The organism is Bradyrhizobium sp. 14AA, assembly GCF_054185205.1.
Map to the genome: position 1 here is coordinate 230,963 of NZ_JAVAYM010000005.1, position 26,301 is coordinate 257,263.

The 26,301-nt window shown below is 64.6% G+C and carries 24 protein-coding genes; 13 read left to right on the forward strand and 11 right to left on the reverse strand.

The genetic code is table 11. From position 1 onward, the window contains the following. Positions 1-177 precede the first annotated feature (177 nt). The 3 genes from RAD15_RS12740 to RAD15_RS12750 form a co-directional block, all read right to left on the reverse strand. Positions 178-903, reverse strand: a complete 726-nt coding sequence (locus RAD15_RS12740; RefSeq protein ID WP_458177827.1) for a site-2 protease family protein — start codon at positions 901-903, stop codon at positions 178-180. Beyond that, complete coding sequence (locus tag RAD15_RS12745; protein ID WP_458177829.1) at positions 900-1,829, reverse strand: DUF2167 domain-containing protein; 930 nt, start codon at positions 1,827-1,829, stop codon at positions 900-902. The genes RAD15_RS12740 and RAD15_RS12745 overlap by 4 nt, the downstream gene beginning before the upstream one ends. Before the next feature lie 139 nt (positions 1,830-1,968). After that, entirely contained in the window at positions 1,969-3,687 is a 1,719-nt protein-coding gene (locus RAD15_RS12750; protein ID WP_458177831.1) for a caspase family protein, read from the reverse strand. 182 nt (positions 3,688-3,869) lie between these two features. On the opposite strand from RAD15_RS12750, the gene RAD15_RS12755 reads away from it, so the two are divergent. The 5 genes from RAD15_RS12755 (at position 3,870) to RAD15_RS12775 (ending at position 10,455) form a co-directional block, all read left to right on the forward strand. Continuing rightward, a complete protein-coding gene (locus tag RAD15_RS12755; RefSeq protein WP_458177833.1) occupies positions 3,870-5,225 on the forward strand; it encodes a hypothetical protein in 1,356 nt (451 codons plus the stop codon). Between the two features lie 61 nt (positions 5,226-5,286). Then, positions 5,287-6,483, forward strand: a complete 1,197-nt coding sequence (gene metK / locus RAD15_RS12760; protein WP_458177835.1) for a methionine adenosyltransferase — start codon at positions 5,287-5,289, stop codon at positions 6,481-6,483. A gap of 129 nt (positions 6,484-6,612) precedes the next feature. Then, positions 6,613-8,034, forward strand: a complete 1,422-nt coding sequence (ahcY, locus tag RAD15_RS12765) for an adenosylhomocysteinase (RefSeq protein ID WP_458177837.1) — start codon at positions 6,613-6,615, stop codon at positions 8,032-8,034. Positions 8,035-8,188: 154 nt separating this feature from the next. Then, complete coding sequence (locus RAD15_RS12770) at positions 8,189-9,649, forward strand: flavin-containing monooxygenase (protein WP_458177839.1); 1,461 nt, start codon at positions 8,189-8,191, stop codon at positions 9,647-9,649. Between the two features lie 143 nt (positions 9,650-9,792). Continuing rightward, positions 9,793-10,455, forward strand: coding sequence for a nucleotide-binding protein (locus tag RAD15_RS12775; protein WP_458177841.1), 663 nt, complete (start codon positions 9,793-9,795; stop codon positions 10,453-10,455). Between the two features lie 262 nt (positions 10,456-10,717). Here RAD15_RS12775 and RAD15_RS12780 read toward each other — a convergent pair whose 3' ends face one another. Continuing rightward, positions 10,718-10,954: a tautomerase family protein gene (locus tag RAD15_RS12780; RefSeq protein ID WP_458177843.1), complete on the reverse strand. Its 237-nt coding sequence runs from the start codon at positions 10,952-10,954 to the stop codon at positions 10,718-10,720. Positions 10,955-10,970: 16 nt separating this feature from the next. After that, positions 10,971-11,681 (reverse strand): SDR family NAD(P)-dependent oxidoreductase, encoded by a 711-nt coding sequence (locus RAD15_RS12785; protein WP_458177845.1) that lies wholly within the window; start codon positions 11,679-11,681, stop codon positions 10,971-10,973. Positions 11,682-11,894: 213 nt separating this feature from the next. On the opposite strand from RAD15_RS12785, the gene RAD15_RS12790 reads away from it, so the two are divergent. From RAD15_RS12790 to RAD15_RS12800, 3 genes are all read left to right on the forward strand, one after another. After that, positions 11,895-12,818 carry a LysR family transcriptional regulator gene (locus RAD15_RS12790; protein ID WP_458177847.1) on the forward strand — a complete coding sequence of 308 codons (924 nt, stop codon included), beginning with the start codon at positions 11,895-11,897 and terminating at the stop codon, positions 12,816-12,818. A gap of 145 nt (positions 12,819-12,963) precedes the next feature. Beyond that, positions 12,964-13,119, forward strand: a complete 156-nt coding sequence (locus RAD15_RS12795; RefSeq protein WP_014493894.1) for a hypothetical protein — start codon at positions 12,964-12,966, stop codon at positions 13,117-13,119. 146 nt (positions 13,120-13,265) lie between these two features. Continuing rightward, on the forward strand, positions 13,266-14,195 hold the full coding sequence (locus RAD15_RS12800) for an aspartyl/asparaginyl beta-hydroxylase domain-containing protein (RefSeq protein ID WP_458177850.1): 930 nt from the start codon (positions 13,266-13,268) through the stop codon (positions 14,193-14,195). An 83-nt stretch (positions 14,196-14,278) separates the two neighbouring features. Here the strand turns inward: RAD15_RS12800 and RAD15_RS12805 are convergent, their stop codons facing one another. Further along, positions 14,279-15,004, reverse strand: a complete 726-nt coding sequence (locus RAD15_RS12805) for a sulfite exporter TauE/SafE family protein (RefSeq protein ID WP_458177852.1) — start codon at positions 15,002-15,004, stop codon at positions 14,279-14,281. 3 nt (positions 15,005-15,007) lie between these two features. Beyond that, positions 15,008-15,550: a Spy/CpxP family protein refolding chaperone gene (locus tag RAD15_RS12810; RefSeq protein WP_458177854.1), complete on the reverse strand. Its 543-nt coding sequence runs from the start codon at positions 15,548-15,550 to the stop codon at positions 15,008-15,010. A gap of 134 nt (positions 15,551-15,684) precedes the next feature. Between RAD15_RS12810 and RAD15_RS12815 the strand changes: the two genes are divergently transcribed. Further along, entirely contained in the window at positions 15,685-16,143 is a 459-nt protein-coding gene (locus RAD15_RS12815) for a YybH family protein (protein WP_458177856.1), read from the forward strand. An 85-nt stretch (positions 16,144-16,228) separates the two neighbouring features. On the opposite strand, the gene RAD15_RS12820 is transcribed toward RAD15_RS12815, so the two are convergent. The 3 genes from RAD15_RS12820 to galE form a co-directional block, all read right to left on the reverse strand. After that, positions 16,229-16,930 carry a fumarylacetoacetate hydrolase family protein gene (locus tag RAD15_RS12820; protein WP_458177858.1) on the reverse strand — a complete coding sequence of 234 codons (702 nt, stop codon included), beginning with the start codon at positions 16,928-16,930 and terminating at the stop codon, positions 16,229-16,231. Between the two features lie 35 nt (positions 16,931-16,965). After that, entirely contained in the window at positions 16,966-18,768 is a 1,803-nt protein-coding gene (locus RAD15_RS12825) for an ABC transporter ATP-binding protein (RefSeq protein ID WP_458177860.1), read from the reverse strand. Positions 18,769-18,886: 118 nt separating this feature from the next. Then, on the reverse strand, positions 18,887-19,900 hold the full coding sequence (gene galE / locus RAD15_RS12830; RefSeq protein ID WP_458177862.1) for a UDP-glucose 4-epimerase GalE: 1,014 nt from the start codon (positions 19,898-19,900) through the stop codon (positions 18,887-18,889). 126 nt (positions 19,901-20,026) lie between these two features. Between galE and RAD15_RS12835 the strand changes: the two genes are divergently transcribed. Beyond that, positions 20,027-21,064 (forward strand): glycosyltransferase family 4 protein, encoded by a 1,038-nt coding sequence (locus tag RAD15_RS12835; RefSeq protein ID WP_458177864.1) that lies wholly within the window; start codon positions 20,027-20,029, stop codon positions 21,062-21,064. Positions 21,065-21,243: 179 nt separating this feature from the next. Here the strand turns inward: RAD15_RS12835 and waaF are convergent, their stop codons facing one another. Beyond that, positions 21,244-22,314 carry a lipopolysaccharide heptosyltransferase II gene (gene waaF / locus RAD15_RS12840; protein ID WP_458177866.1) on the reverse strand — a complete coding sequence of 357 codons (1,071 nt, stop codon included), beginning with the start codon at positions 22,312-22,314 and terminating at the stop codon, positions 21,244-21,246. A 172-nt stretch (positions 22,315-22,486) separates the two neighbouring features. Between waaF and rfaD the strand changes: the two genes are divergently transcribed. From rfaD to RAD15_RS12855, 3 genes are read left to right on the forward strand one after another with little or no spacing between them, the layout of a single operon-like run. Continuing rightward, positions 22,487-23,467, forward strand: coding sequence for an ADP-glyceromanno-heptose 6-epimerase (gene rfaD / locus RAD15_RS12845; RefSeq protein WP_458177868.1), 981 nt, complete (start codon positions 22,487-22,489; stop codon positions 23,465-23,467). Positions 23,468-23,479: 12 nt separating this feature from the next. Further along, positions 23,480-24,964 carry a D-glycero-beta-D-manno-heptose-7-phosphate kinase gene (gene rfaE1 / locus RAD15_RS12850; RefSeq protein ID WP_458177870.1) on the forward strand — a complete coding sequence of 495 codons (1,485 nt, stop codon included), beginning with the start codon at positions 23,480-23,482 and terminating at the stop codon, positions 24,962-24,964. Further along, entirely contained in the window at positions 24,961-26,250 is a 1,290-nt protein-coding gene (locus RAD15_RS12855) for an O-antigen ligase family protein (RefSeq protein ID WP_458177872.1), read from the forward strand. The genes rfaE1 and RAD15_RS12855 overlap by 4 nt, the downstream gene beginning before the upstream one ends. Positions 26,251-26,301: the final 51 nt, after the last annotated feature.

Here is a 26,301-nt window from a genome sequence, read left to right on the forward strand (position 1 = left end):
GCCGTTAGGTAGGAAAGCCTCGCCACTCCCTCGGTGTCGTCCCGGCGCAGGCCGGGACCCATACCCACAGGGTGGTGTTTGGCGATGACTCGGGGTGACCAGCTCGCGTGACGACCCCTCCCTGGGGTTATGGGTCCCGGCCTGCGCCGGGACGACACTGTGTATGTAACGCAGTGGCTACCCCGTCCGCATCATCGGCCCCAGCATCTCGTGGACATCATAGGTCATGACCGCGAGCAGTGCTGCGAGCGCCAGATAGGCGCCGCCATATTCGAGCTTGGTCTGAAGCGGTACGCCGTAATAGGCAACGTTTTCCGGCGCATGGGGATCGTAGCGCCACGCGCTGATGAGTTGCGGGACGGCCATGATCGCGACGATGAGAAGCATCGGGCTCGGTCGGTAGATCATGAGCGCAACCAGCATTGGCGCTCCGAGCAGCCAGATCCGCGGGCTGAGGATGGCGGTCACCCGTCCGCCGTCGAGTGGGGAGATCGGCAGCAGGTTGAACAGGTTGAGGAACAGCCCTGCATAGGAGATCGCGAGCAGTAGCCCGCTGTCCTCCGATCTTGCCCAGAGATACACCGCGAGCGCGGCGCCCGTCCCGACCACGGGACCTGCGAGCGCGACATAAGCCTCGGTCTCGACGTCGACCGGCTTGTCCTTGAGGGCGATCCACGCGCCGACGAAAGGAATGAAAGCCGGCGCGCCGACGTCGAGGCCACGCTGGCGCGCGGCGACATAGTGCCCCATTTCGTGCGCGAACAGCAGCGCGATGAAGCCCGCCGCATAGCGCCAGCCCCATATCGTTGCATAGACCGCGAGCGACAGCAGCATGCTGCCGCCGCTGGCGGCGAGCTTTCCCCATTTCAGGCCGGAGAACAGCAGCAGGAAGAGAGTCTTCATGCCGCCCCGCCGGCGGAATCGTCCCGCGGCTTGCGGCGGAAGAATTTCAGTATCCCGGCCCCGAACACGGCCGCGCCGATGAAGATGGCTTTGGCGAATTTGAGCACGAAGGCGAGCACCAGGGCGAGCAGGCCGAGCTTCTTGGCGGCGACGCCGCCGACCAGCGCGAGCAGCCCGTATTCGGCGATCCGGTCGGTCGAGGCGCTGAAGTCCTCGTAGCGCTTGCCGGAATGATAGGCGAGGTTGGCGAGCAGCTCGTGGGCGGCGGACTTGTCGGTGGCGATCCTGGTCGAATCCGACAGCAGGTTCAGGCTGAAATAGCCTTCGCGTCCCAAAGCATAGGTGTTGTAGTTGACGTCCTTGTCGGCATCGTTCGGCGCACCCTTGTCCTTGCCGAGCACCGACCACACCAGACGGTGGGACGCGGCATCATAATTCGGCGGCTCGATCCAGCCGATCACCTCCATCTCGGGAAATCCGCGGGCGGCGCGATCCTTGTTGGACTCCTCGACGCCCTCCTTGAGATTCTTCAGGAGATCGTCGGCGTTCCAGTCCTTGGCGGCGTCATCCTTGATGTAGCCTTCCTTGATGTAGTTGATCACGACCAGCCACTGGTCGCTTTGCCTTGTGCCGAGCACGAGGCCGACGAAATTCGTATCGTGAACCGTGTTGCCGAGCGCGCGCATCACCCGCGCCGCTTCGGCTTTCGGCACGAAGAAGTCGCCCGCCGGAATCTTCAGTGTGGCCTGGTCGATCAGCGGAATGTCGGCGGGACCGGCGGTGCCGGCCTTGCCGGCGGCCTGCCACGCGGCGGCCAGCTCTGCCTTGCGCGCTGCCTCGCTCGACGGAGCACTTTGGGACAAGCCGGGCTGTGACCCGAATATGACAAAGACGATGGCGCCGACGGCGGCAATGAATTTTCTCACCAGATTTCCCCAGCAAATCGGTCCGCCGATGATCGGCGTTGCCGGCACTGTAGGATAACGATATGCGACAAAATAGAGCAGCCGCAGGTTGCGCAGGACTATCTCGCGGGCTGTTGCAATTTTGGCTCGCTGTGTGCCTTCACTTCTCCGCCAGATAGACCTCGCCCAGCAGCGACGAGTTCGACCACGGCACCTGCTTGTTCTTCGTGCTCGAGACCACCTCGGCCCGTACCCGCGTCAGCATCTGCTGCACTTCCAGCCCGGGCGTCCCGAGGTGGCGTGACAGCGCGGCCGAGAACGGCGAGTTGGCGCCTTCGCCGTCGAGGGCGACCTGGCCCGGTGCGGTGGCGAAGGCGATCAGCGTGCCGGCCCCTAACGTCGCGCCCGTGCCGAGGCTCGTTGGAGCTGCGAGGCCCGAGGCGCCTTCGATGGCGCGATTGGTGCCGGCGGACGCGACCTGCTGCGCCATCGGATTGTTGCGGCAGGCATCGAAGATCAGGATGTTGGTGCGGACCTGGTCGTCGAGGCCGGCCATGATCGTATCCATGTCGATCATTGCCTCCGTCATGCCAGTGCCCGGCTTGAGCTCGACGTCGACGGGAATGAGGTAGTTGCGGCCGTCGACCTGCACGCCATGGCCGGCATAGTAGACCAGCGCGACCTGTGCCCGCGCCGCGTCGCGGAGGAAGTCGCGCGTCGTCTTCTGCATCGCTGCGCGATCGAGATCGACGCCCTCCGACACCGTGAAGCCGATGTCGCGCAGGCTCTTTGCAACGGCGCGCGCATCGTTGGGTGGGTTGGGCAGCGCCTTGACATGTGCGTAGGCGCCGTTGCCGATGACGAGCGCCATCCGCGTGCCGCGAACGGCCGGAGCAGGCGAGGGCGCCGGTGCTGCGCCTGTCTGCTGCGGAGCGGGCGTCGGCGCCGGCTGCATCGTCGGCGAGGGGGCATCGCGCGGGATCGGCGCGCTCGAATCCGTCACCAGCGACAGCCGCACCTTCGCGGTGGCTTGATTGGCCTTGCTGCCGGCATCGGAAGCCACGATCGCCAGCGTCGCCTTGTAGTCGTCGCGCGCATGCCCATAGTCGCCTTTGGCTTCATAGGCCAGCGCGCGATGGGTGTAGCCCGAGATTAGCACGCTGTTCGGCGGCGTCATGATGTTGACCGGCGGCTTCTCCCTGGCGAGCCGGATCGCCTCGCTGCCATCGGCGATGGCGCGATCGAAATCGCCTCTGACGCGCCAGATTGCGGTGCGGTTGATCAGCGGCTGCGGCAGCGTCGGGTCGAGCCGGATCGCCTGGTTGATGTCGGCCAGAGCACCGTCGAGATCGCCGAGCGCCTCTTTCGAGATGCCGCGGTTCTGGAACGAGAACGCCGATTTCGGATCGGCCTTGATCGCCATGTCGTAGTCGGCGATGGCCTTGGCATAGTCGTGCGTTCCGCGCCAGGCATTGCCGCGATTGTGGAAGATGATGCCGCTCGGCGGGCCGAGCTTCAGCGCATCGTCGAAATCGGCGATCGCGATCTCGTAGTCGCCTTTGTCGTAATAGGCCGATCCCCGTAAGTTGTAGACCGCCTGGCTTGGCTGGAGCCGGATCGCTTCCGTGGCATCGGCGATGACCTTGGCGTAATCGCCCTTCTTGTTCCAGCCCACCGCGCGCCAGAAATGGACCGTGGCGAGTTGCTCTCCCTTGAAGACCTTCAGCGCGATGATCTTGGTACAGGCATCGATCATCTGGTCCGCCGGCGTCGTGTCGGTGGTGCAGAGCGGTCCGAGCTGGTTGCGCGCCTGTGCGAATGCTGGCGCGGACCCCAGGGTTGCAACGAGCAGGCAGAGCGCGACGAGCAGGCGGCGCATGGCGGCGGTCCCGAAACAGGAGAATGCGCTAGTTTGTTGCCCGGCGGGGTGCAGGGGTTCACGGCTCCGTTACGCACACCGCGAACCAGGCGCCGCGATCCGCTATTCCCTTAGTGGGCAGATTTTGCTAGGAGGCAGAACCCAACTCGTCTGCCCACTCACTTCCCACTCGCTTCCCACTCATGAAAAACGACGAAATCCTGAGCCAGATCACCGAGTTCTGCCGCAAGGCGGATATGGCGGAATCGACGTTTGGCCGGCGCGCGGTGAACGATGGGAAGCTCGTGCAGCGCCTGCGCGAGGGCAAGCGCATCACCATCGATACGCTGGAGCGGATACAGGCCTACATGGCCGCATCGATGGGGGGCGGCATGCCGCCGCCGCGCGGACTTCAGGTGCCGCCGGAAAAGCGCGATCCGCGCGGCAATTTCCGCTTCTTCGAGAACCGCCAGAAATACCTGCTGTTCGTCCACACTTGCAGCGAGAAGCGGGTGATCGCCGAGCGCGTGGCGCTGGAGCTGGCCAGCATCCATCCGCGGCCGCCGGCGCTGCGGGTTTTCGACGCGGGCGTCGGGGACGGCACGGTGCTGGCGCGCGTGCTGCGCTCGATGCATCAGCGCTTTCCGCACATGCCGTTCTATGTTGCCGGCAAGGAGCTCAGCCTCGAGGACCTGCGCCTGACGCTGGAGAAGGTTCCGGATCGCATTTTCGAGCATCCGGCGTCGGTGTTCGTCTTCACCAACATGTTCTACTCGGAGGCGCCCTGGCTGACGCCGGCATCGCCTGCGGCGGCCGCCGCCACCGTCTGGCACGAAGTTCCGCTGCGCGGCGGCTCGTCAGGCGAGTTCGAGACGCAGATCGCGGAGCTGAAGCCGTTCCTGGAGCAGAACTGGCGCGCGGCGGTCAGCCCGCGCACGGGCATGCCGCTGTATGAGCGGCCGGTCGTGCTGGTGCTCTATCGCGAAGACCACCGGTTTCTGCTCGATTCGACCATTCCGCGGCCGGGCCAGACCGAGGCCAATTTCGACCTCGTTATTGCATCCCAGCCATACCGTGCGCTGTCCTCGGTCAATTTTCGGGCAAAACGGATCATCGCGCCCCTGGCGCGGGCCCTGCGGGGAGGCGGTCGCCTGATCGGTATTCACTCCCACGGCCAGGATCCGGGCATGGAAATGATCCAGGCGATCTGGCCCGGAGAAAACCCTTTCTCGGTGAGCCGACATGAGCTATTGCGCGCGGTGAAGTACGAGCTCGGATCGTTGGGCCGGGACCTAAATTTTAATGCATACGCGGACAACCGTTCGATCTTCAGGTATGATATGGAAGCGCTGCCCAACGAGGTGACGGGTACCATCGGAACCTCAACGGCCTTTGCAGCATGGAATGCGGCGGTGTACGTCGCTCAGATCGAGGACGACCGGTTGACAGAAATGGCTCAAAACGGCCGCACTCTGGATGCCGCCAGGGACGTGTTGCGCAAGTACAACGGGCTCTGGTTCTACGACGAATCCTACGTGATCTCGCGCCGGCGAGATTGACGCAATTCACGGGTAAACATCGCAAACGACCGCCGACGAGTGGCGGAACAAGGGGTTACTGATGCGCGCGTCCTATCTCTTCACCAGCGAGTCCGTGTCCGAAGGCCATCCGGACAAGGTCTGCGACCGGATCTCCGACGAGATCGTCGATCTGTTCTACCGCGAAGGGCCGAAAGCCGGCATCGATCCCTGGCAAATTCGTGCCGCCTGCGAAACGCTCGCGACCACCAACAAGGTCGTGATCGCCGGCGAGACCCGCGGGCCCAAGTCCGTCACCAACGAGCAGATCGAGAGCGTCGTCCGGGGCGCGATCAAGGACATCGGCTACGAGCAGGAAGGCTTCCACTGGAAGACCTGCGACATCGAGATCCTGCTGCATCCGCAGTCGGCCGACATCGCGCAGGGCGTCGACGCGCTGCAGCCGGGCGAGGTCAAGGAAGAAGGCGCGGGCGACCAGGGCATCATGTTCGGCTACGCCACCAACGAGACGCCCGATCTGATGCCGGCGCCGATCTTCTACGCCCACAAGATCCTCCGCCTCATCTCCGAAGCGCGCCATTCCGGCCGCGAGAAGGTGCTGGGCCCGGACTCCAAGAGCCAGGTCACCGTACAGTACGAGAACGGCAAGCCGGTCGGCGTGCGCGAGATCGTGGTGTCCCACCAGCATCTGGTCGAGGACATCTCGTCCAAGCAGATTCGCGACATCGTGGAGCCCTATGTGCGCGAGGCGCTGCCGAAGGACTGGATCACGCCGAAGACCATCTGGCACATCAACCCGACCGGCAAGTTCTTCATCGGCGGTCCCGACGGCGATTCCGGCCTGACCGGCCGCAAGATCATCGTCGACACCTACGGCGGCGCGGCCCCGCATGGCGGCGGCGCGTTCTCCGGCAAGGATCCGACCAAGGTCGACCGTTCGGCGGCTTATGCCGCGCGCTACGTCGCCAAGAACATCGTCGCGGCCGGTCTTGCCGACCGCTGCACGCTGCAGCTCGCCTACGCCATCGGCGTGGCGCGGCCGCTGTCGATCTACATCGACACCCACGGCACCGGTAAGGTGCCGGAGGAGCAGCTCGAGAAGGCGGCGGCGCAGGCGATGGATCTGACGCCCCGCGGCATCCGTAGCCATCTCGACCTCAACCGTCCGATCTACGCGCGTACCTCGGCCTACGGCCATTTCGGCCGCACGCCCGACAACGAGGGCGGCTTCTCCTGGGAGAAGACCGACCTCGTCGAGCCGCTCAAGCGCGCGCTCTAGTTTCCGAGCGTCATTCCGGGGCGCTCGCGAGAGCGGGCGAACCGGGATTCCTAATCCATCACATCGAGATTCCGGGTGCGGCTCTTCGGGCCGTCCCGGAATGACCAATTCAACAACAGGACGCCCGCAATGAACGCGAAGCCAGGCTTCACCGATTACATCGTCAAGGACATTTCGCTCGCCGATTTCGGCCGCAAGGAGCTCTCGCTGGCCGAGACCGAGATGCCCGGCCTGATGGCAACCCGCGAAGAGTATGGCCCGAAGCAGCCGCTGAAGGGCGCGCGCATCGCCGGCTCGCTGCACATGACGATCCAGACCGGCGTGCTGATCGAGACGCTGGCAGCACTCGGCGCCGACATTCGCTGGGTCTCCTGCAACATCTATTCGACGCAGGATCACGCCGCCGCCGCGATCGCAGCCGCCGGCATCCCGGTGTTCGCGGTCAAGGGCGAGAGCCTGACCGAGTACTGGGACTACACCGCCAAGCTGTTCGACTGGCACGGCGGCGGTCACCCGAACATGATCCTCGATGACGGCGGCGACGCCACCATGTACGTCCATCTCGGTCTGCGCGCCGAGAACGGCGACACCGCCTTCCTCGACAAGCCGGGCTCGGAAGAAGAGGAAGTCTTCTTCGCGCTTCTGAAGAAGCAGCTCAAGGAAAAGCCGAAGGGCTACTTCGCCGAGATCGCCAAGAGCATCAAGGGCGTTTCCGAAGAGACCACCACGGGCGTGCATCGTCTCTATGACATGCAGAAGGCCGGCACGCTGCTGTGGCCTGCCATCAACGTCAACGACAGCGTCACCAAGTCGAAGTTCGACAACCTCTACGGCTGCCGTGAATCGCTGGTCGACGGCATCCGCCGCGGCACCGACGTGATGATGTCGGGCAAGGTCGCGATGGTCGCGGGCTTCGGCGACGTCGGCAAGGGTTCGGCCGCCTCGCTGCGCCAGGCCGGCTGCCGCGTGATGGTGTCGGAAGTCGATCCGATCTGCGCGCTCCAGGCCGCGATGGAAGGCTACGAGGTCGTGACCATGGAAGACGCCGCGCCCCGCGCCGACATCTTTGTCACCGCGACTGGCAACAAGGACATCATCACCATCGAGCACATGCGCGCGATGAAGGATCGTGCCATCGTCTGCAACATCGGTCACTTCGACAACGAGATCCAGATCGCGGGTCTGCGTAACCTGAAGTGGACCAACATCAAGCCGCAGGTCGACGAGATCGAATTCCCCGACAAGCACCGCATCATCATGCTGTCGGAAGGCCGCCTCGTGAACCTCGGCAACGCGATGGGCCATCCGTCCTTCGTGATGTCGGCCTCCTTCACCAACCAGACGCTGGCGCAGATCGAGCTTTACGCCAACAACAAGGACGGCAAGTACAAGAAGGAAGTCTACGTGCTGCCGAAGTCGCTGGACGAGAAGGTCGCCCGGCTGCATCTCGCCAAGATCGGCGTCAAGCTCACCGAGCTGCGTAAGGACCAGGCCGACTACATCGGCGTGAAGCAGGAAGGTCCGTACAAGTCGGATCATTACCGGTACTGAGCCGACCGCCTCGAAACATCAGAAGCCCCGGAGCGATCCGGGGCTTTTTGCTTATCGGGCGAAAAACGTGGTTCTCCTTCCGGTTGTATCGAGCGCGATTGGTGGTTGACGCCTGTCGTCACCGGCCCGACAATCCTCCTCGGCGGAGGAAACCATGCAACAAGAACATTTCGACGTGCTGATCGTCGGTGCCGGCCTGTCCGGCATCGGCGCGGGCTATCATCTGCAGAGCAAGTGCCCGACCAAGAGCTACGTCATCCTCGAGGGGCGCGACTGCATCGGCGGCACCTGGGACCTGTTTCGCTATCCCGGTGTCCGCTCCGACAGCGACATGTTCACGCTCGGCTATTCCTTCAAGCCGTGGACCGATCCGAAGGCGATCGCCGACGGGCCGCAGATCCTGAACTATGTGCGCGAGACCGCGTCCGAGAACGGCATCGAGAAGCACATCCGCTTCCGCCATCGCGTCAAGCGTGCGGCATGGTCGACGCCGGATGCGCGCTGGACCGTCGAGGTCGAGCGCATCACGGGTGAGGGCGCAGCCGAGCTCGTGCGCTTCACGTGCAATTTCCTGTTCATGTGCTCGGGCTATTACAAATACGAGGCGGGCTACACGCCGGAGTTTGCGGGCGTGGCCGACTTCGCCGGCCGCATCGTGCATCCGCAGAAATGGACTGACGATGTCGACTACGCGGGAAAGCGCGTCGTCGTGATCGGCTCGGGCGCAACCGCGGTGACGCTGGTGCCGGAACTCGCCAAGACGGCGGCGCAGGTCACCATGCTGCAGCGCTCGCCGACCTACGTGGTGTCGCGTCCGGCGCAGGATCCCGTCGCCAATAAGCTGCGCCGCAATCTGCCGACGCGGCTTGCCTATCATGTCATCCGCTGGCGCAACGTGATGTGGGGGATGTTCTTCTTCCAGCTCAGCCGGCGCCGGCCGGCGAAGGTGAAGGAGCTGGTCCTCAAGGGCGTGCAGATGGCGCTCGGCCCCGACTACGACGTCGCGACCCATTTCACCCCGCGCTACAATCCCTGGGACCAGCGGCTGTGCCTCGTGCCGGACGGTGACCTCTTCAAGGCGATCCGCGAGGAGCGCGCCTCCGTCGTCACGAGCGAGATCGACAGATTTACGCGCGACGGTATCCGCCTGAAGGACGGCAGCGAGCTTGCCGCCGACATCATCGTGACGGCGACGGGCCTGGTGCTTCAGGTGGTCGGCGGTCTCGACGTCGGCGTCGATGGCCGCGCCGTCGACTTCGCCAACACGCTGACCTACAAAGGCATGATGTATGCCGACGTGCCGAACATGGCGTCGGCCTTCGGCTACACCAACGCGTCGTGGACGCTGAAATGCGATCTCACTTGCGAATATGTCTGCCGTCTCATCAACTACATGGACCGGCACAATTTCCGCCAGTGCATGCCGCACAATGACGATCCCACCATCACCGCGCAGCCGTCGCTCGACTTCACCTCGGGCTATGTGCAGCGCTCGGTCGCCAAAATGCCGAAGCAAGGCTCGAAGCAGCCGTGGCGGCTCTACCAGAACTACGCCCTCGACATCGTCACGCTGCGCTTCGGCAAGGTTGATGACGGTGTGATGCAGTATTCCTGATCTCGCTGCGTATGTGATCGGGGGAGGTCCCGATCCCTTGAGACGAATCGCGACTTGCGGTAGTCTTGCTGCGCAATATGCAACTTATTTCCGACAACGTTTGAGTTCCGCGTCGTTGTTGCCGTCTTGAGGGAGCGCGGGGCATGCACGTCCTTGCTCTGGTCACGCAAAAGGGCGGAAGCGGTAAGAGTACACTGGCCATCGGGCTTGCGGTAGCCGCGATGGAACGCGAAGAGCGCGTCGCTCTCATTGAGGCGGACGCGCAAGGCACTATCTCGAAATGGAAAGAGCGTCGCGAGAATTCCTATCCTCGCGTCGAATGCGTTGCGGATCCCGCCGATATCGAGCCTGTGATATCTCGCCTCCAGGCCGACGGGATTTGGCTCGCAATCATCGACACCGCTGCCACGACCAATAGCCTGGCGACGCGTGCCATCACCAACGCCGACCTCTGTCTCATTCCGGCGCGTCCGAGCCCGGCGGATATCGAGGCCGCCATCCCGACGCTGATCGCCATTCGCAAGCTCAACCGGCGATTTGCCTTCGTCCTCAATCAGACGCCCACACGGGGGTGCCGGCTGAGTGAAGCTGCCACGTCGCTCAACTCGCTCGGCCTGCTTGCGCTCCCCTTTATCGGACAGCGCAACGACCATCAGGATGCGCTCGGGGTCGGGTTGGGTGTGACCGAGTTCGCGCCGGAGGGAAAAGCCTCGGACGAGATTGTTGCGCTTTGGGGTTGGATTTCGGAGCGCCTCTTCGTGGAGCTGGATCATCATGAGCAAGCTGCGCTTGAAAAAGCCTGCTGATGGCGCGCGCGCCAGGCGTCGTTCGTTGGTGGAGCTGACGAGGGCGGCGAGCCGTGCCATCGACGAGGGTCTCGTTGAGAAGTCACCCAAGCCGGTTGCCATCCCCGGGGACGACGAGAGCGGGCCGTGGCGGCTCTAAAGCGCGATGAGAATAGGATGAACGTCATCGCGCTTTAGGTTTTGTGAGCATTATTTTCTCGGAAGACCGCTGCGCACGTTTCCGGATCATGCTCTCATCCTCCTGCGCGCGATGGCGCGCGGGTCATCCTGTCTTGGCGGCGCGGCGGCGTCGGAATTCCGGCACGGGCAGGCCGCCCCAGCCCCAATTGTCGGTGTCGACCTCCTCGATCACGACGAAGGTGGAATCGAGCGGCTTGCCGAGCACGTCGAGCAGGAGCTGGCTCGATCCCCTGATCAGCGCCGCCTTCTCCTCCGCGGTGAGCGACGCCGCTCCCGGCGTCGTTCCTTCGCGGGTCACTTGAATGGTGACGATCGGCATGGTGTCTCTCCTCTGCTCAATGGCCGGCGCTCTGCCCGCCGTCGACATGCAGGATCTCGCCGGTGACGAAGGAGGCACGTTCGAGATAGAGCACGGCATCGACGATGTCGGACATCTCGCCCATGTGGCCCAGGGGATGCATCGCGCCGTACTGCGCGTGCGTCGCGACGGGGTGCATCGGCGACTTGATGATGCCGGGCGCCACAGCATTCACGCGGATGCCGCGCCTGGCGTATTCGATCGCGAGCGATTTGGTCGCGGCGTTCAGCCCGCCCTTGCTCAGCGAGGCCAGCACCGATGGCACGTTGGAATTGGCGTGGTCGACCAGCGTGGTCGTGATCTGGACGACGTGGCCGGAACCCTGCTTCTCCATCTCGGCGATGGCGAGCTGCGTGATGTTGAAGAAGCCGGCGACGTTGGTGCCCATCACCGCCGCATAGTCCTCGGCCGTGTATTGCGTGAACGGCTTTGCGACGAAGATGCCGGCGTTGTTGACCAGCGTGTCGACGCGGCCGAAGCGGGCGACGGCCTGCGACACGACGCGCTCGGCGGTGGCACGGTCGGCGATGTCGCCGGGGACGGCGAGGACATCGTCGTCGCCCGACGGCTTGATGGACCGCGCCGTCGCGACGACGCGATAATTGCGATCGCGAAAACCCTGGACCAGGGCGGCGCCGATGCCCTGCGATGCACCTGTAATGATGGCAACCTTCTGTTCGATACCCATGACGGGCTCCTGTTGTTGGCTTTCAGAACCTGCGCCAGCAGCGGCTGGCTTGGGCAGTGAGGTACGCCGCGACGGCCCGGCTGCGAATACACGTTGTCCGGCAGACACTGTTACGGGACGCGAACGAATGCGGATCGGCCTTTGGCGGCAGTTGTCGCGGCGGGGATGAACGCCTAGCTTGTCACCGGAATTTGATGGGGCGACGGGAAGCGCATGGATCGTCTGGATGCGATGAAAGTGTTCGTCCTTGCGGTAGACGAGGGCAGCCTGGCGGCCGCGGGGCGCAAGCTCGGCCGCTCGCCGGCCGCGGTCAGCCGCGCCATCGCCTTTCTCGAAGGGCGGGTCGGCGCCGAGCTGCTGCACCGGACCACGCGCTCGATCAAGCTCAGCGAGGAGGGCGAGCGCTATGTCGCGATCTGCCGCCGCGTGCTCACCGAGCTGGAGGAAGCCGACGACATCGCAGCCGGACCGCGCACGGCGCCGCGCGGCCTGCTCACGATCACGGCGCCGGTGGTGTCGGGCGAGATGGTGCTACGGCCGATCCTCGATGCGTTTCTCGACGCCTATCCGACGGTGTCGGCAAAGCTGTTGCTGTTCGACCGCGCGGTCAATCTGATCGAGGAGGGGATCGACGTTGCGCTTCGCATCGGCCCCCTTGCGGATTCAGCGATGATCGCGATGCGGGTTGGCGAGATCAGCCGCGTCGTGGTGGCTGCTCCCCGCTACCTGAAGCAGCATCCGCGCATCATCGAGCCCGGCGATCTCGCCAAGCATCAGATCGTTGCGATGGCGCATCTGCCCAATTCGTGGACCTTTGCGTCGCAGGCAGGCTCGTCGGTGCCGCGCACGGTGCAGTTCACTCCGCGGCTCGTGGTCAACAGCACTTATGCCGCAGTGGCGTCCGCTGTGGCCGGACGCGGCGTGGCACGGATGTATTCGTACCAGGTGGCCGAGCAGGTCGCGCGCGGTGAGCTGGAGATCGTGCTGGCCGGCGACGAGGATCCGGAGATGCCCGCGCATTTGATCTGTCCGCAGGGCCGGCTTTCGGTGCCGAAGGTGCGCGCCTTCACCGACTTTGCCGTCCCGCGACTGAAAAAGCATTTTGCGCTGCTCAAGAAGAGCATCAAGGCGCGCTGAGGCGCTGCACGCCCGGCAATGCGCGGTTTTGCGTATACGGCCGCCGGGGTGAATCGGCCATGCTGGCCAAACGGTTAACGCCGGATTAACGGATGAGTCCTAGCCTGTCTCGGCCGGGGTTACTCGCGAGGCCGAGGTAAGCCCAATGGAAGCCCAGAAGATCGCGGTCGACGCCGTCGTCGCGCTGACCGATTGCGACCGCGACGCCGTCATCGCCTTCATCCGCCGGCTCTACCTTGCCGGCGTCACCGACCCCAAGCGCCTGACCTTCAAGGGTCTCCAGGCGCTGTCACGGGCTTGATTCGGCCGGTTCGGCCGATTTCCAACCCCAGGTTCCGGTCTCGCGCTCTCCCCAGCGTGATTGCAACCCAACGGTGAATACCTTGCCGCTCGGGCCGGGCGGGAGTAGATGACGTCCCCGGCTGGGTCACTGGGGAACTTGGGGAAATGCTGAAACAGCTTTTTGCTCCGCAACTCGTCATTCTGTATGTGCTTGCGGCATCGACGATCTACGTTCACTTCCGCGGCAAGCAGCGGCTGCGCTTCGCGCGCCAGCTCGGCGATCACTCGACCTATCTCGCACCCTACAACGTGCTGATGTATGCGGGCTCGGCGGTGCCGAACAAGCCTGTGATCTCGGTCGAGCAATTTCCGGAGCTGAAACCTCTCGGCGAGAACTGGGAAACCATTCGCGACGAGGCCGTGCGCCTGTTCGACGAAGGTTTTATCCGCGCCGCTGCGAAGAACAACGACTGGGGCTTCTACTCGTTCTTCAAGAGCGGCTGGAAGCGGTTTTACCTGAAATGGTACGACGACTTCCTGCCGTCGGCGCGCACGCTGTGCCCGAAGACGGTTGAGCTGTTGAACTCGATCCCGTCGGTGCACGGCGCGATGTTCGCGATGCTGCCGCCGGGCGGCAAGCTGGGAGCCCATCGCGATCCCTTCGCCGGCTCGCTGCGCTATCACCTCGGCCTCGTCACGCCGAACTCGAACAAGTGCCGCATCCTGGTCGATGGTGTCGAATGCGTCTGGCGTGACGGCGAGGCCTTCATGTTCGACGAGACCTTCATCCACAGCGCGGAGAATGCGACCGACGTCAACCGCATCATCCTGTTCTGCGACGTCGAGCGCCCGATGAAGTACGGCTTCATGACCGCGATCAATCGCTGGGTCAGCCACCACATCGTCAAGGCGTCGGCGACCCAGAACGTCGATGGCGAGAGTGTCGGCGTGCTCAACAAGGTGTTCGGCAAGCTCTACGAGATCCACCTCGGCAGCCGCAAGGTCAAGGAGTGGAATCGCAACGTCTACTACACGCTGAAATACTCGCTGACGGCGCTGATCCTCGGCCTGATCGTGCTGTCGGCGCTGCGCTAGGTGCGTGGGGTGGATCAGCGACTTGTCCGCCGTAGCTCGAAGAGCGAACGCGGAAGCGCAATCCACCCTTCAATTCCGGGCCTTCATCTGGCAGCGAAGGCTACGAGTTGAACGCCGGCGGACCCAAGGACCGCGGCGAGAATGTAACGCGTTGCTGCTTGCGAGAGCCACCGCAGACCGATCGTGGTTCCGGCCATTGCACCGGCAAGCGCCCCCAAGGCATACAGCCAAGTCTGGGTTGCCGGCATCTGTCCCACGTGGAGCGCGCCAACCAATCCGATAGCGGAGTTTCCCAGGATAAATGGCGCGGAAAGCGCCGCCGTCTGTTTAGGTGATGCCCAGCGCATGCCAACCAGAATGGGAGCGAGGAACACGCCGCCGCCGACGCCGGTGAGCCCGGAAATGAAGCCGACGCCTGCGCCCGTAAATATCGCCGCCCAAAGCGGGGTAACGCGATCCGGCGCATCGCCGTCGCTCCGTCCGACCATCAGGACGCCAGCGGCGACCAGGAGCACGATCCCGGTTACGACGTGGTAGATCTCTTCGGCAAGAACAATGGATGCGCCGAGCAGGGTGGTCGGCAGTGAGGCGATCAGAAGCGGCCTAAGCTTGCCCCAATCGATATGGCTGCCGCGATTGAAGAGCCACGTGGAGTAGGTGGCCGCCACGATATTCAGTAGCAGAGCCGTTGGCCGCATTTCGTTTGCAGGAAACGAGGCAAAGGCCATCAGGGCCAGAAATGCCGTTCCTCCGGCCTGGCCGACTGTTGCGTAGAGAAGCGAAACGAGGGCGAAGCACGCAGTCAGCATTTTCTAGTGACGGTGCTTGTGTCCTTCAGAGCTGTCGGGGCGCTGGTAACCTCGCAGCTCCGCATATCGCTGCATTTGGCTCTGATTGAGCAGGGCGGCGGTCGACAGATGATATTTGAGGTGGCTTTCGCGGAGCAGTGCCTGGGTTTCCGAGATGGCAACGAGAGTCGCGTTGAGCGACTCCGACGTTACGACGCGGGCAGCGAAAAGCTGGTCCAATTCCCTCTCTTGCTCGACAAGCTTGTTACCCAGCGGGATGGCATCCTGCTTCATGGCATCGAAGAGGCGCTGAACTTGGATGCGCTGATCCGACGTCAGATCAAGCCGATCGCCGAGTTCAAGAACGTGACTCGGGCCGGGATATCCATTGAGCTCGGCGGCAAGCGCCAGACCCATACCGCGTCCGGTTTTGAGATCATCAATCTGCTGCTGAGACAGCGCCTTGATGGGGCGCTGCTCGAGGCCGGCATAAGGCTGGCTGGATTGCGCACTGGCAGCGTTGCACATGACGACAAGGGCGGCCGCAACCAGGAGAAGACGTCTCATGACTCAGGCTCCATGAAATCAGCCCGGTTCGTCGATTGACGTCCACCGGCGCTCTCAAGGCATATATCTTGATGGACGGTTCGCCCCATGGCAACAAGATTGCCTTGCTCGAGCGGCCAAACATGGAGCAGGCAATGGCGCCCTTGCCGACCGCAAACACAGAGATCACGCAGTTCTTCCGCCAATGGCTGGAAACCTTCGCGGGCTACGTCCGCGAGGTCGACTACGCCTCGGCAAGGCCGCTCTTCCATCCGGACGTGCTCGCCTTCGGCACGCATAACGACGTCATCCCCGGCCTTGATCAATGGGTGTCATCGCAGTGGAACAACGTCTGGCCAAAGACGACCGACTTTCGGTTCGTGCTCGAGCAGCTGTCCATTCTGGCATCTCCCGACGGCACGATGGCGACCGTGATCGCGCCGTGGACGAGCACGGGATACAATCCCGACGGCAGCGCGTTTCCGCGGCCCGGCCGGGCGACGATGGTGTTTTCAAAAAGTGGTGACGGCTGGCTGTGCGTGCATTCGCACATGTCGCTCAATCGCGGTGTGCCGCAGGCGAGCCATGCCAATCGCCCGGTGAAGGCCTGGTAGACCGAAGCCGTCCGCGATCACGTGCTCGAAACGCAAAAGGCCCCGGACACGTCCGGGGCCTTTCGATTTTCGGTCGTTGCGCAGCTTACTCGGGCTGGCCGATCGAGACCTTCAGCGTGCCGACGCCGTCGACGCCGCATTCGAGCTTGTCGCCCACCTGGAGCTGCGACACGCCGGCCGGGGTGCCCGTCATGATGATGTCGCCGGCTGCGAGCTTCACCTGCTGCGACAGCTGCCAGATGATCTCAGGCACGTTCCAGATCAGCTCGGTGAGGTCGCCCTTCTGGGCTTCCTTGCCGTTGACCGTAAGCCAGATCTTGCCCTTGGCGGGATGGCCGATCTTCGAGGCCGGCTGCACCGCGGAGCAGGGCGCGGAGCCGTCGAACGACTTGCCGATCTCCCACGGACGCTCCTTCTTGCGCGAGGCGATCTGGAGGTCGCGGCGGGTGAGGTCGATGCCGACGGCATAGCCGTAGACGTGGTCGAGCGCCTTGTCGGCGGGAATGTTGAGCCCGCCGCTCTTCATCGCGACGATCAGCTCGACCTCGTGATGAAAGTCCTTGGTCAGCGGCGGATAGGGAATGGTGGCGCCATCCGGGACCAGCATGTCGGCGTGCTTGGCGAAGAAGAACGGCGGGGCGCGCTCGTCATTGCCCATCTCGCGGATGTGCTCGAGATAGTTGCGGCCGACGCACCAGATGCGGCGCACCGGATAACGGCCGCTCTCTCCGACGACGGGAAGCGACGGCTGAGTGGGAAGCGGGATGACGTAGGAGGCGGCGTTCATGGAGTGGTCTCGCTGCTCTTGAGGGATAAGGAACTCTATGCGGTTGCGCTGATCGGCGCCAGAGCGCCGGCGTCCCGATGCTGCAACCGGAAGAACGAGGCATAGCGCCCGCCGCGGCGCAAGAGCTCGTCGTGGCGGCCCTGCTCGACGATCTCGCCGCCCTCGACCACCAGGATGGCGTCGGCATGCATGATGGTGTGCAGGCGGTGCGCGATCACGATGGTGGTTCGGTTCTGGCAGAGATGCTCGATCGCCTCCTGCACCTGCCGCTCGGACTCGGAATCGAGTGCGGCGGTGGCTTCGTCCAGCAGGATGATCGGCGCGTTCTTGATCAGCGCGCGCGCCACCGCGATGCGCTGGCGCTGGCCGCCCGAGAGCTGCGTGCCGTGCTCGCCGACCGGCGTGTCGTAGCCGAGCGGGAAGCCCATGATGAAATCATGTGCGCAGGCCGCTTTCGCGGCCTCGATGATCTCGTTCTCGCTCGCGCCCGGTTTGCCGAAGGCGATGTTGCTCCGAATGGTGTCGCGGAACAGATAGACATCCTGGCCGACATAGGCGGTCTGCGCCCGCAGCGATTTGCGCGAGACCGAAGAGATCGACTGGCCGTCGATCACGATGTCGCCTTGCGTCACCTCATTGAAGCGCAGCAGCAGCGCCAGCACGGTCGATTTGCCGCCGCCGGAGGGACCGACCAACGCGGTGACCTTGCCGGGCTCGGCGACGAAGCTCATGCGGTTGAGCACGGTCTCATTGGCACGATAGGCGAAGCTGACGTCGCGCAGCTCGATGCGCGCGTCAGAGAGCTTCAGCGGCGGCTTGTCGTCGTCGGACTGCTCGCTCGCCGGGCTGTCGATGATCTCGAGCAGCATACGCGCGCCGACGAGCTGGCTGTTGAGATCGATGTTGAGCCGTGCGAGCCGCTTGGCCGGCTCGGTCGCCATCAGGAACGCGGTCATGAAGGAGAAGAACGCGCCGGGCGTGGCGTTGAGTGCGACCACGCTGTAGCCGCCGTAAAGCAAACAGCCGGCGACCGCGAAGCCGCCGAGCATCTCCATCAGCGGATTGGAGCGGTTGGCGACGCGCGCCATCTTGTTGGCGTTGCGCTCGACGATCGCGATGTTCTCGTCGATGCGCTTCTGCATGGTGTCTTCGAGCGTGAACGCCTTGACTGTGCGGATGCCTTGCAGCGATTCCTGCATGGTCTCCATGATGTCGGCGGTGCCGGTGAACTGGTTGAAGGCGAGGCCCTTGATGCGCTTGACCAGCTTGCGCAGCACCAGCATCGCCGGCGGCACCGCGACGAGGCCGATGAAGGACATCAGCGGGTCCTGCCACACCATCACGCCGATCATGGCGAGCAGCATCATGAGGTCGCGCCCGATGGCGTTGACCAGCATGTTGAGGACGTCGGTGATCGACTTGGCGCCGGCCGTCAGCCGCGCCAGGAACTCGGACGAATGGCGCTCGGAGAAGAAGCCGACGCTCTCGCGCATCAGCTTGGCGAACAGCTGGCGCTGGTTGGTGGCGAGGATCGCGTTACTGATCTTGGTCAGGATCACCATGTGGCCGTAGGTCGCCACGCCCTTGATGAAAAGCAGGACCACCGTGATGCCCGAGAACATCGCGATGCCCGGGATGTTCTTGTCGACATAGGCCTGGTTGATGACCTGGCCGAGGACATAGGTCGCGCCCGCGGTCGATCCGGCGGCAAGCGCCATCAGCGCGAAGGCGACGAGGTAGCGCCGCCAGTAGACGAGCCCTTGTTCCGTAACCAGGCGGCGAATCAGGACCGCTGCCGCATAGGGATCGTCGGTGATTTTCTTTGGAAACTGGGCCATCCGGTGTCCATTGACGGCGCAGGGAAAAGCCTGCCCGCGCGTCAGGGATCGATGGGCCTCTGTGCCCGCTCAAGCGGGGTTTTTCAAGCCCAATTAAGGGCTTGCGCTTGGGATGATTCTAGGCCGAGGCGGCGTGACGGAGCTCGCCGTGGCGCTCGCGGAACAGCTTGTCCTCCCAGGCCAGCGCATGGGCTGCGATGGTCTCGAGGTCGTCGTATTGCGGCTTCCAGTCGAGCAGGCCGCGGATGCGGCTGGTGTCGGCGACCATGGTCATGATGTCGCCGGGCCGGCGCGGGGCGTATTGCACGGCGAAGCTGCGGCCCGACACCCGGCGCACGGCGTCGATGGTCTCCAGCACCGAATAGCCGCGGCCATAACCGCAATTCAGCGTCGTCGAGGCGCCGCCATTGCGCAGGTACGCCAATGCCGAGCGGTGGGCCTGCGAGAGGTCCGTGACGTGGATGAAGTCGCGGATGCAGCTGCCGTCCTGGGTTGGATAGTCGGTGCCGAACACGTCGATCTTGGCGCGCTGGCCGGTCGCCGCTTCGACGGCGATCTTGAGCAGATGCGTGGCGCCGACGGTGGCAAGCCCGATGCGCGCCTGAGGGTCGGCACCGGCGACGTTGAAATAGCGCAGGGTCACGTACTGCATGCCGTAGGCGGCGGCGACGTCGTGCAGCATGATCTCGGTCATCAGCTTCGACGAGCCGTAGGGCGACAGCGGCCGCGTCGGCGCGTGCTCGGGCACCGGCACCTGGTCCGGATTGCCGTACACGGCGGCGGTCGAGGAGAAGATGAAGCGGTTGATGCCGCGCTTGACCGCGACGTTGAGCAGGTTGCGCGCGGTCATGAAATTGTTGCGGTAATAGCCGAGCGGATCGCGCATCGAATCCGGCACGACGACGGAGCCCGCAAAATGGATGATGCTCTCGATGTTGTGCTGGGCGATCACGCCTTCGAGCAGGTTTTCGTCGCCGGCATCGCCGATGAACAGCGGTACGCCCTCGGGCAGATACGCGGAGAAACCGGTGGAGAGATCGTCGATCACGACGACGTCCTCGCCGGCTTCCGCCAGCGCCAGAACCGTGTGACTTCCGATATAGCCGGCGCCGCCGGTGACTAGCACAGTCATGGTCTCACCCGTCCTCGATCAACGCTTCAAGCTAGCGTTTGCGTGGTGAAGAGGGGGTATCGGCGCGACTGAACTGGTCACTATGCTTAATGTTGCGTATAGGGGGCCTGCTAAACGGAGCATGACGTGGCCAATCCCCCCGGCGATCTCGAAGTGATCGTGCCAAATCTGCACAGGCGCTATTCCGGGGTCACCGCGACCAACCGGATGGTCGCGCCGCGGCTGGCCAGACTGTATCGCGCCGCGTGGTTCGGCTCGGACGCGCCGGAGGGGATCGCGCGGCTGAGCGGTGCGGATTTCCTGAAATTGTGGCGCCGTAAGGCGCCGCTGATCTGGCACGCGCGCCGCAACAACGAGATGATCGCCGGCGTGCTGCTGCGCGCGTTCGGCTGGCCGCTCAAACTCGTGTTCACCTCGGCGGCGCAGCGCCATCACAGCTGGATCACGCGCTGGCTGATCCGGCGCATGGACGCGATCATCGCGACATCGGACATCTCGGCCTCGTTCCTGAAGGTGCAGGCGACGGTGATCCCGCATGGCGTCGACACCGACGTCTACGCGCCGCCGGTCGATCGCGCTGCTGCTTTCGCGGAAGCCGCGCTGCCGGGCCGCTACGCCATCGGCTGCTTCGGCCGCGTGCGTGCGCAGAAGGGCACGGACGTGTTCGTCGATGCGATGTGCCGGCTGTTGCCGCACCATCCCGATTTCACCGCCGTGATCGTCGGGCAGGTCACGGCCGAGCAGACGCCCTTTGCCAACGACCTGAAAAAGCGGATCGAGACGGCCGGCCTGCAATCACGCATCGTCATCACCGGCGAGTTGCCGATCGAAGCGGTGCAGTGCTGGTATCAGCGGCTGACCATCTACGCCTTCACCTCGCGCAACGAGGGATTTGGGCTGACGCTGATCGAGGCGATGGCGGCCGGCAGCGCGCTCGTCGCCGCGCGTGCCGGCGCGGCCGAGCTCGTGGTCGAGGATGGCTTGAGCGGCGTGCTGGTCCCGACGGGCGATGCGGATGCGTTGGCTGCGGCGCTGGAGCCGCTGATGCGCGACGTGGCTGCTGCGACGGCGATGGGCGAGCGGGGGCGGGCGCGGGTGCTCGCGCAGTTCAGCCTCGATGCGGAAGCGGCGCGGATCGGTGAGGTCTATCGGCCGTTGCTCTGAACGGCCTCTTTTCAGAGCGGCAAACAAAACGCGAAAACAACCCCATGCACAGTAGCCGGGAATAGCAAAATCAATGGCTTGACGCGGGCGTAATCGTCCTTGCGGATTTTACGAATTGGCAATTGACTCGTCGGGCAAAACACTGGCAGGATGTCATCATCGGCGCAGCCCCAATGGCCTCAAGTCACAACCCGCGCCCCAGCCTCCCCCAGCACCTTCTCCGCAATCCCCACCACCTCGCGCGCCGCGATATCCCGCATGCAGCGGTGGTCGTTCATCTTGCAGATCGTGCTCTGGCAGGGCTGGCACGAGAGCACGCTCTTGTCCTGCACCACGGTCGCGGCGAGGCCGTTGAGGGGGGCCCAGAGATAGGGGCTGGTCGGGCCGAAGATGCCCATGGTGGGCGTGCCCAGGGCGGCCGCGATGTGCATCAGGCCGGAATCGTTGGAGATCGCGACGCCGGCCGCCGCCATGGCGAGCACGCCGTTGCGCAGATCGGTGCCGGTGAGGTCGCGGACACCAGGGCCGCCGGCCGCGACGATTTCCTGGGCGAGGCCCTTTTCGGCGGGGCCGCCGACCACCCAGACCTCCAGCCCGCGCGCGACCAGCAGCCGGGCGGCTTCCGGATAATAGGTCCAGCGTTTCGACACCCCGACCGAGCCGGGGGCCAACGCCACCGCTGCACCGGCGCTGAGGCCATTGGCCTGCCGCCAGCGGGCGATGTCGTCGGCCGGAACCCGCAATTGCGGTACCGGCCATTCGGGGGGCAGGGGGGCGCCGTCGGGCTGGGCGAGGGCGGCGTTCTTGTCGATGAAGCGCGGCAGCTTCTTTTCGCCCCAGCGCCAGCGGTTGAGCAGGCCGAACCGGAACTCGCCGACGAAGCCGACCCGTTCAGGGATCCCGGCCAGAGCGGGCGCGATGGCTGCCTTCCAGGTCCGGGGCAGCACCAGGGCGGTGCCGTAGTTCCGCTCGCGCAGGAGCTTTGCCAAGGCCAGCTGGCGGCTCACGGCGAGCCGGCCGCGCGGCAGGTCCCAGACAATGCCCTGACGTACGCCGGGCATATAATCGACCAGCGGAGCGCACAGAGAGGTGGTCAGGAGATCGACCGGCCGGTTCGGCCAGCGTTCCTTCAGGACCCGCACGACCGTGTGATTCCGGACGAAATCGCCGATCCACATGTAGGGAATGATCAGAATCGGGCTTGTGTCGCTCCGATCTGCATCTCCACTAAGTTGCGAATATTGATTCATTCGTTAATAGGGCCGAGGGCGAACTGATCTGGCGGTTCGGTTAGCCGCTCCGGGCTGGAACGTAAAGCCGGGAGAGCGCGAGTCCAAAAGCGCCTGCCCAAAATGCTTACACTTTGGCGGACGATGCGCTACGGCAGGTATCGGGCCGCAAAAATCGGGCAGGGTAGTTGGAATGTTGCTGGTGACCGGCGGAGCCGGTTTTATCGGATCAAATGTCGTGGCCGCGCTGAATGACGCCGGCCGCAGCGACGTCGTCGTGTGCGATCTGCTCGGCAATGACGGCAAGTGGCGGAACCTCGCCAAGCGGCAGCTTGTGGATATCGTGCCGCCGGCCGAGCTGCTGGACTGGCTGAAGGGCCGCAAACTCGACGCGGTGATCCATCTCGGGGCGATCTCCGCGACCACGGCGACCGACGGAGACCTCGTGTTCGAGACCAACTTTCGCATGTCGATGCGCCTCCTCGACTGGTGCACGGCCGGCGCCGTGCCGTTCATCTATGCCTCGTCGGCCGCGACCTATGGCGATGGCGAGACGGGCTTTGACGACGACGGCTCGATCCCTGCGTTGAAGAAGCTTCGGCCGATGAATCTCTACGGCTGGAGCAAGCACATGTTCGATCTCGCGGTCGCCGGGCGCGTCGCGAACGGCGATCCGCTGCCGCCGCAATGGGCGGGCTTGAAGTTCTTCAACGTGTTCGGCCCCAACGAGTACCACAAGGGCTCGATGATGAGCGTGCTGGCGCGGCGCTTCGACGACGTCAAGGCAGGCCGCGTCGTGCAATTGTTCAAGTCGCATCGCGAGGGCATCGCCGACGGCGATCAGCGCCGCGATTTCATCTATGTCGACGACGTCGTGCGCGTCGTGATGTGGCTCTTGGCAACGCCGTCGGTGTCCGGCCTCTTCAATGTCGGAACCGGCAAGGCGCGCAGCTTCAAGGACCTGATGCTGGCGGCCTATGCGGCGCTCGGCGCCAGGCCCAACATCGAATATATCGACATGCCCGAGCAGATTCGCGGCAGCTACCAATACTTCACCCAGAGCGAGGTCGATCGGCTCCACCGCGCCGGCTATAACGGCGGCTTCACGACGCTCGAGGACGCGGTGAGGGCCTATGTCGGGGATTATCTCGACCGGCCCGATCGCTTCCGCTGAGGTTTCAGGATCATGGCGACCCCCATTCTCGATTTCGATGCGCTTGCGCAAGACATCGCGCGCCGTACGGTGCTGTGCATCGGCGACATCATGCTGGACGAGTTCGTCTACGGCGAGGTGTCGCGGATCTCGCCGGAAGCGCCGGCGCCCGTCATCGCCGCCCAGCGTAGCGAGATCCATATCGGCGGCGCCGGCAATGTCGCGCGCAATGTCGCCTCGCTCGGCGCGCGCTGCATCTTCATCGGTCTCGTCGGCGAGGACGAGGCCGGCAAGCAGCTCGCCGCGGCGCTTGCGGAGCAGGCGGGAATCGAAAGCGTGCTGGTGTGCGATCCGTCGCGGCCGACCACGCGAAAAGTCCGCTTCGTCTCCGAGCATTTTTCAACGCATATGCTGCGCGCGGACTGGGAGCAGGCGATAGCGGCGTCCGACGCGATCGAGACCAGGCTGATCGAGGCGATCCTGCCGCAGCTCGCGCGCGCCGACATCGTGCTGCTCTCCGACTACGCCAAGGGCGTGCTGACCGCGCGCGTGATCCGCCATACCATCGACGCTGCGCGAAAGCTCGGCAAGCCCGTGATCGTCGATCCCAAGAGCCTGAACTGGGCGATCTATCGCGGCGCGAGCCTGCTCACGCCCAATCGCAAGGAGTTTTCCGAGGCCACGCGCAGCCGCGCCGACACGCCGCAGAGCATCGTCGATGCCAGCGAGGACGTGATGCGGCTCGCCGATTGCGAGGCGATCCTGGTCACCCAGGGCGAGCAGGGCATGACGCTGGTGCCGCGCAATGGCGAGGCGGTCCACGTTCCCGCCTTCCCGGTGAAGGTCCGCGACGTCTCCGGCGCCGGCGACACCGTCGCCGCCGCGCTCGCAGTGTCGCTCGCCACGGGCGCGGACTGGGACACGGCGCTGCGCATGGCCAATGCCGCCGCCGCCGTTGCGGTCGGCAAGCGGGGCACCGCGAGCGTGAGCGCGGCCGAGCTGCGGCGAAAGATCCTGCCGCACGCCTATCTCGCGGCCGAGGAGAAGATCGTGCTCGAGCCTGATACGCTCGAGGCGCAGCTCGCGGAATGGAAGAGGCAGGGCCAGCGCGTCGGCTTCACCAATGGCTGCTTCGACATCCTGCATCCCGGCCACGTCAAGGTGCTGACCGCGGCGCGTGCCGCCTGCGACCGCCTGATCGTCGGCCTCAACAGCGACGCCTCGGTGCGGCGCCTGAAGGGCGCGGACCGCCCGGTCCAGGACGAGCGCGCGCGCGCGGAAGTGCTCGCGGCGCTCGAAGCCGTCGATCTCGTCGTCATCTTCGAGGAGGACACGCCGATCGACCTGATCACCCGGATCAAGCCCAGCGCGCTGGTGAAAGGCGGCGACTACACCCGCGAACAAGTGGTCGGCCACGAGGTCGTCGAGGCCGCCGGCGGAACCGTCGTGCTGGTCGATATCCTTCAGGGCTTCAGCACGACTGCGCTGGTCCATCGCGCGCGGGGAGGGGGCAAGTGACGGCGCTGGCCCGGGAGACGGCCTTCCAGATGCTGGGGCGGCGTATTCGCAGCCCGGCAGCCTGGGGCGACACGGTCGATCTGTTCGCGATCCTGACCGCGGCCTCGCTGCCCTGGTCGACGTCGCTTGCGGGGATCTTCAACGTCCTGATGCTGCTTTGCATGGCGCCGTTTCTCGACGTCCGTGCGTTCCTGCAGTCGCTGAAGCGTCCGATCTGCGCCGCGCCGATCGCGCTGGTCCTGCTCGCGCTGGTGGGAACGTTGTGGTCGGATGCGGCCTGGGGCGCGCGCTTCTATGCGGTCAATCCGACCGCCAAGCTGCTCATGATTCCGGTCCTGCTGTATCATTTCGAGCGCTCGCGGCGCGGGCATTGGGTGTTCGTCGCCTTCCTGGTGTCCTGTGCGCTGCTGTCGGTGATGTCGTGGCTGGTCGCCTTCTATCCGGACCTGACGCTCAAGCCCGCCCCCAGCGAACGCGGCATCTTCGTCAAGAACTACATCGACCAGAGCCAGGAATTCACGCTCTGCGCGGTCGCGCTCGCCTATCCGATCGTGATGCTCCTGCGCGAGAAGCGCTACTGGCTCGCCGGACTGCTCACGGCGCTGGCGCTGAGCTTCTTCGTCAACATGGCCTTCGTGGTGGTGTCGCGCACCGCGCTCGTCACCATTCCGATCATGTTCGGCGTGTTCGCGCTGCTCCACCTGAAATGGCGCAGCATCGGACTCATCTCCGCCGCCCTGTTCGTCGCCGCAATTGTCGCCTGGCAGGCCTCGCCGCATTTGCGCAAGACCGCCGACAGCTTTGCCAGCCAGTACCAGCGCTATTCGGAAAAGGATGAGCCGACGTCGGTCGGCCTGCGGCTCGAATTCTGGCGAAAGTCGATCGGCTTCTTCGTGGAAGCTCCGATCGCCGGGCACGGCACGGGCTCGACGCGAGGCCTGTTCGAAAAGGTCGCGGCGCCCGGCGACAGCCTGTACAAGGCCTCCGCCGAGGTCATCGGCAACCCGCATAACCAGACGCTGTACGTCGCCGTGCAATGGGGCGTCATCGGCATCGCCGTTCTCTACGCCATCTGGATCCTGCATCTGCTGCTGTTTCGCGGCGACGGGCTGGCCAACTGGGTCGGGCTGCTGGTGGTGGTGCAGAACGTCTTCACCTCGCTGTTCAACTCCCACCTGTTCGACTTCCACGAGGGCTGGATGTACGTCATCGGCGTCGGCGTTGCCGGCGGCATGGTGATCCGGGCACAACGGGCCGGGGCGAAGGTGGGGGAAGCCGGTTCCTGAACGGCCGCGCGGCTGGCAACTGCTGTCGATATGGGCTATCAGCGCGGTCAG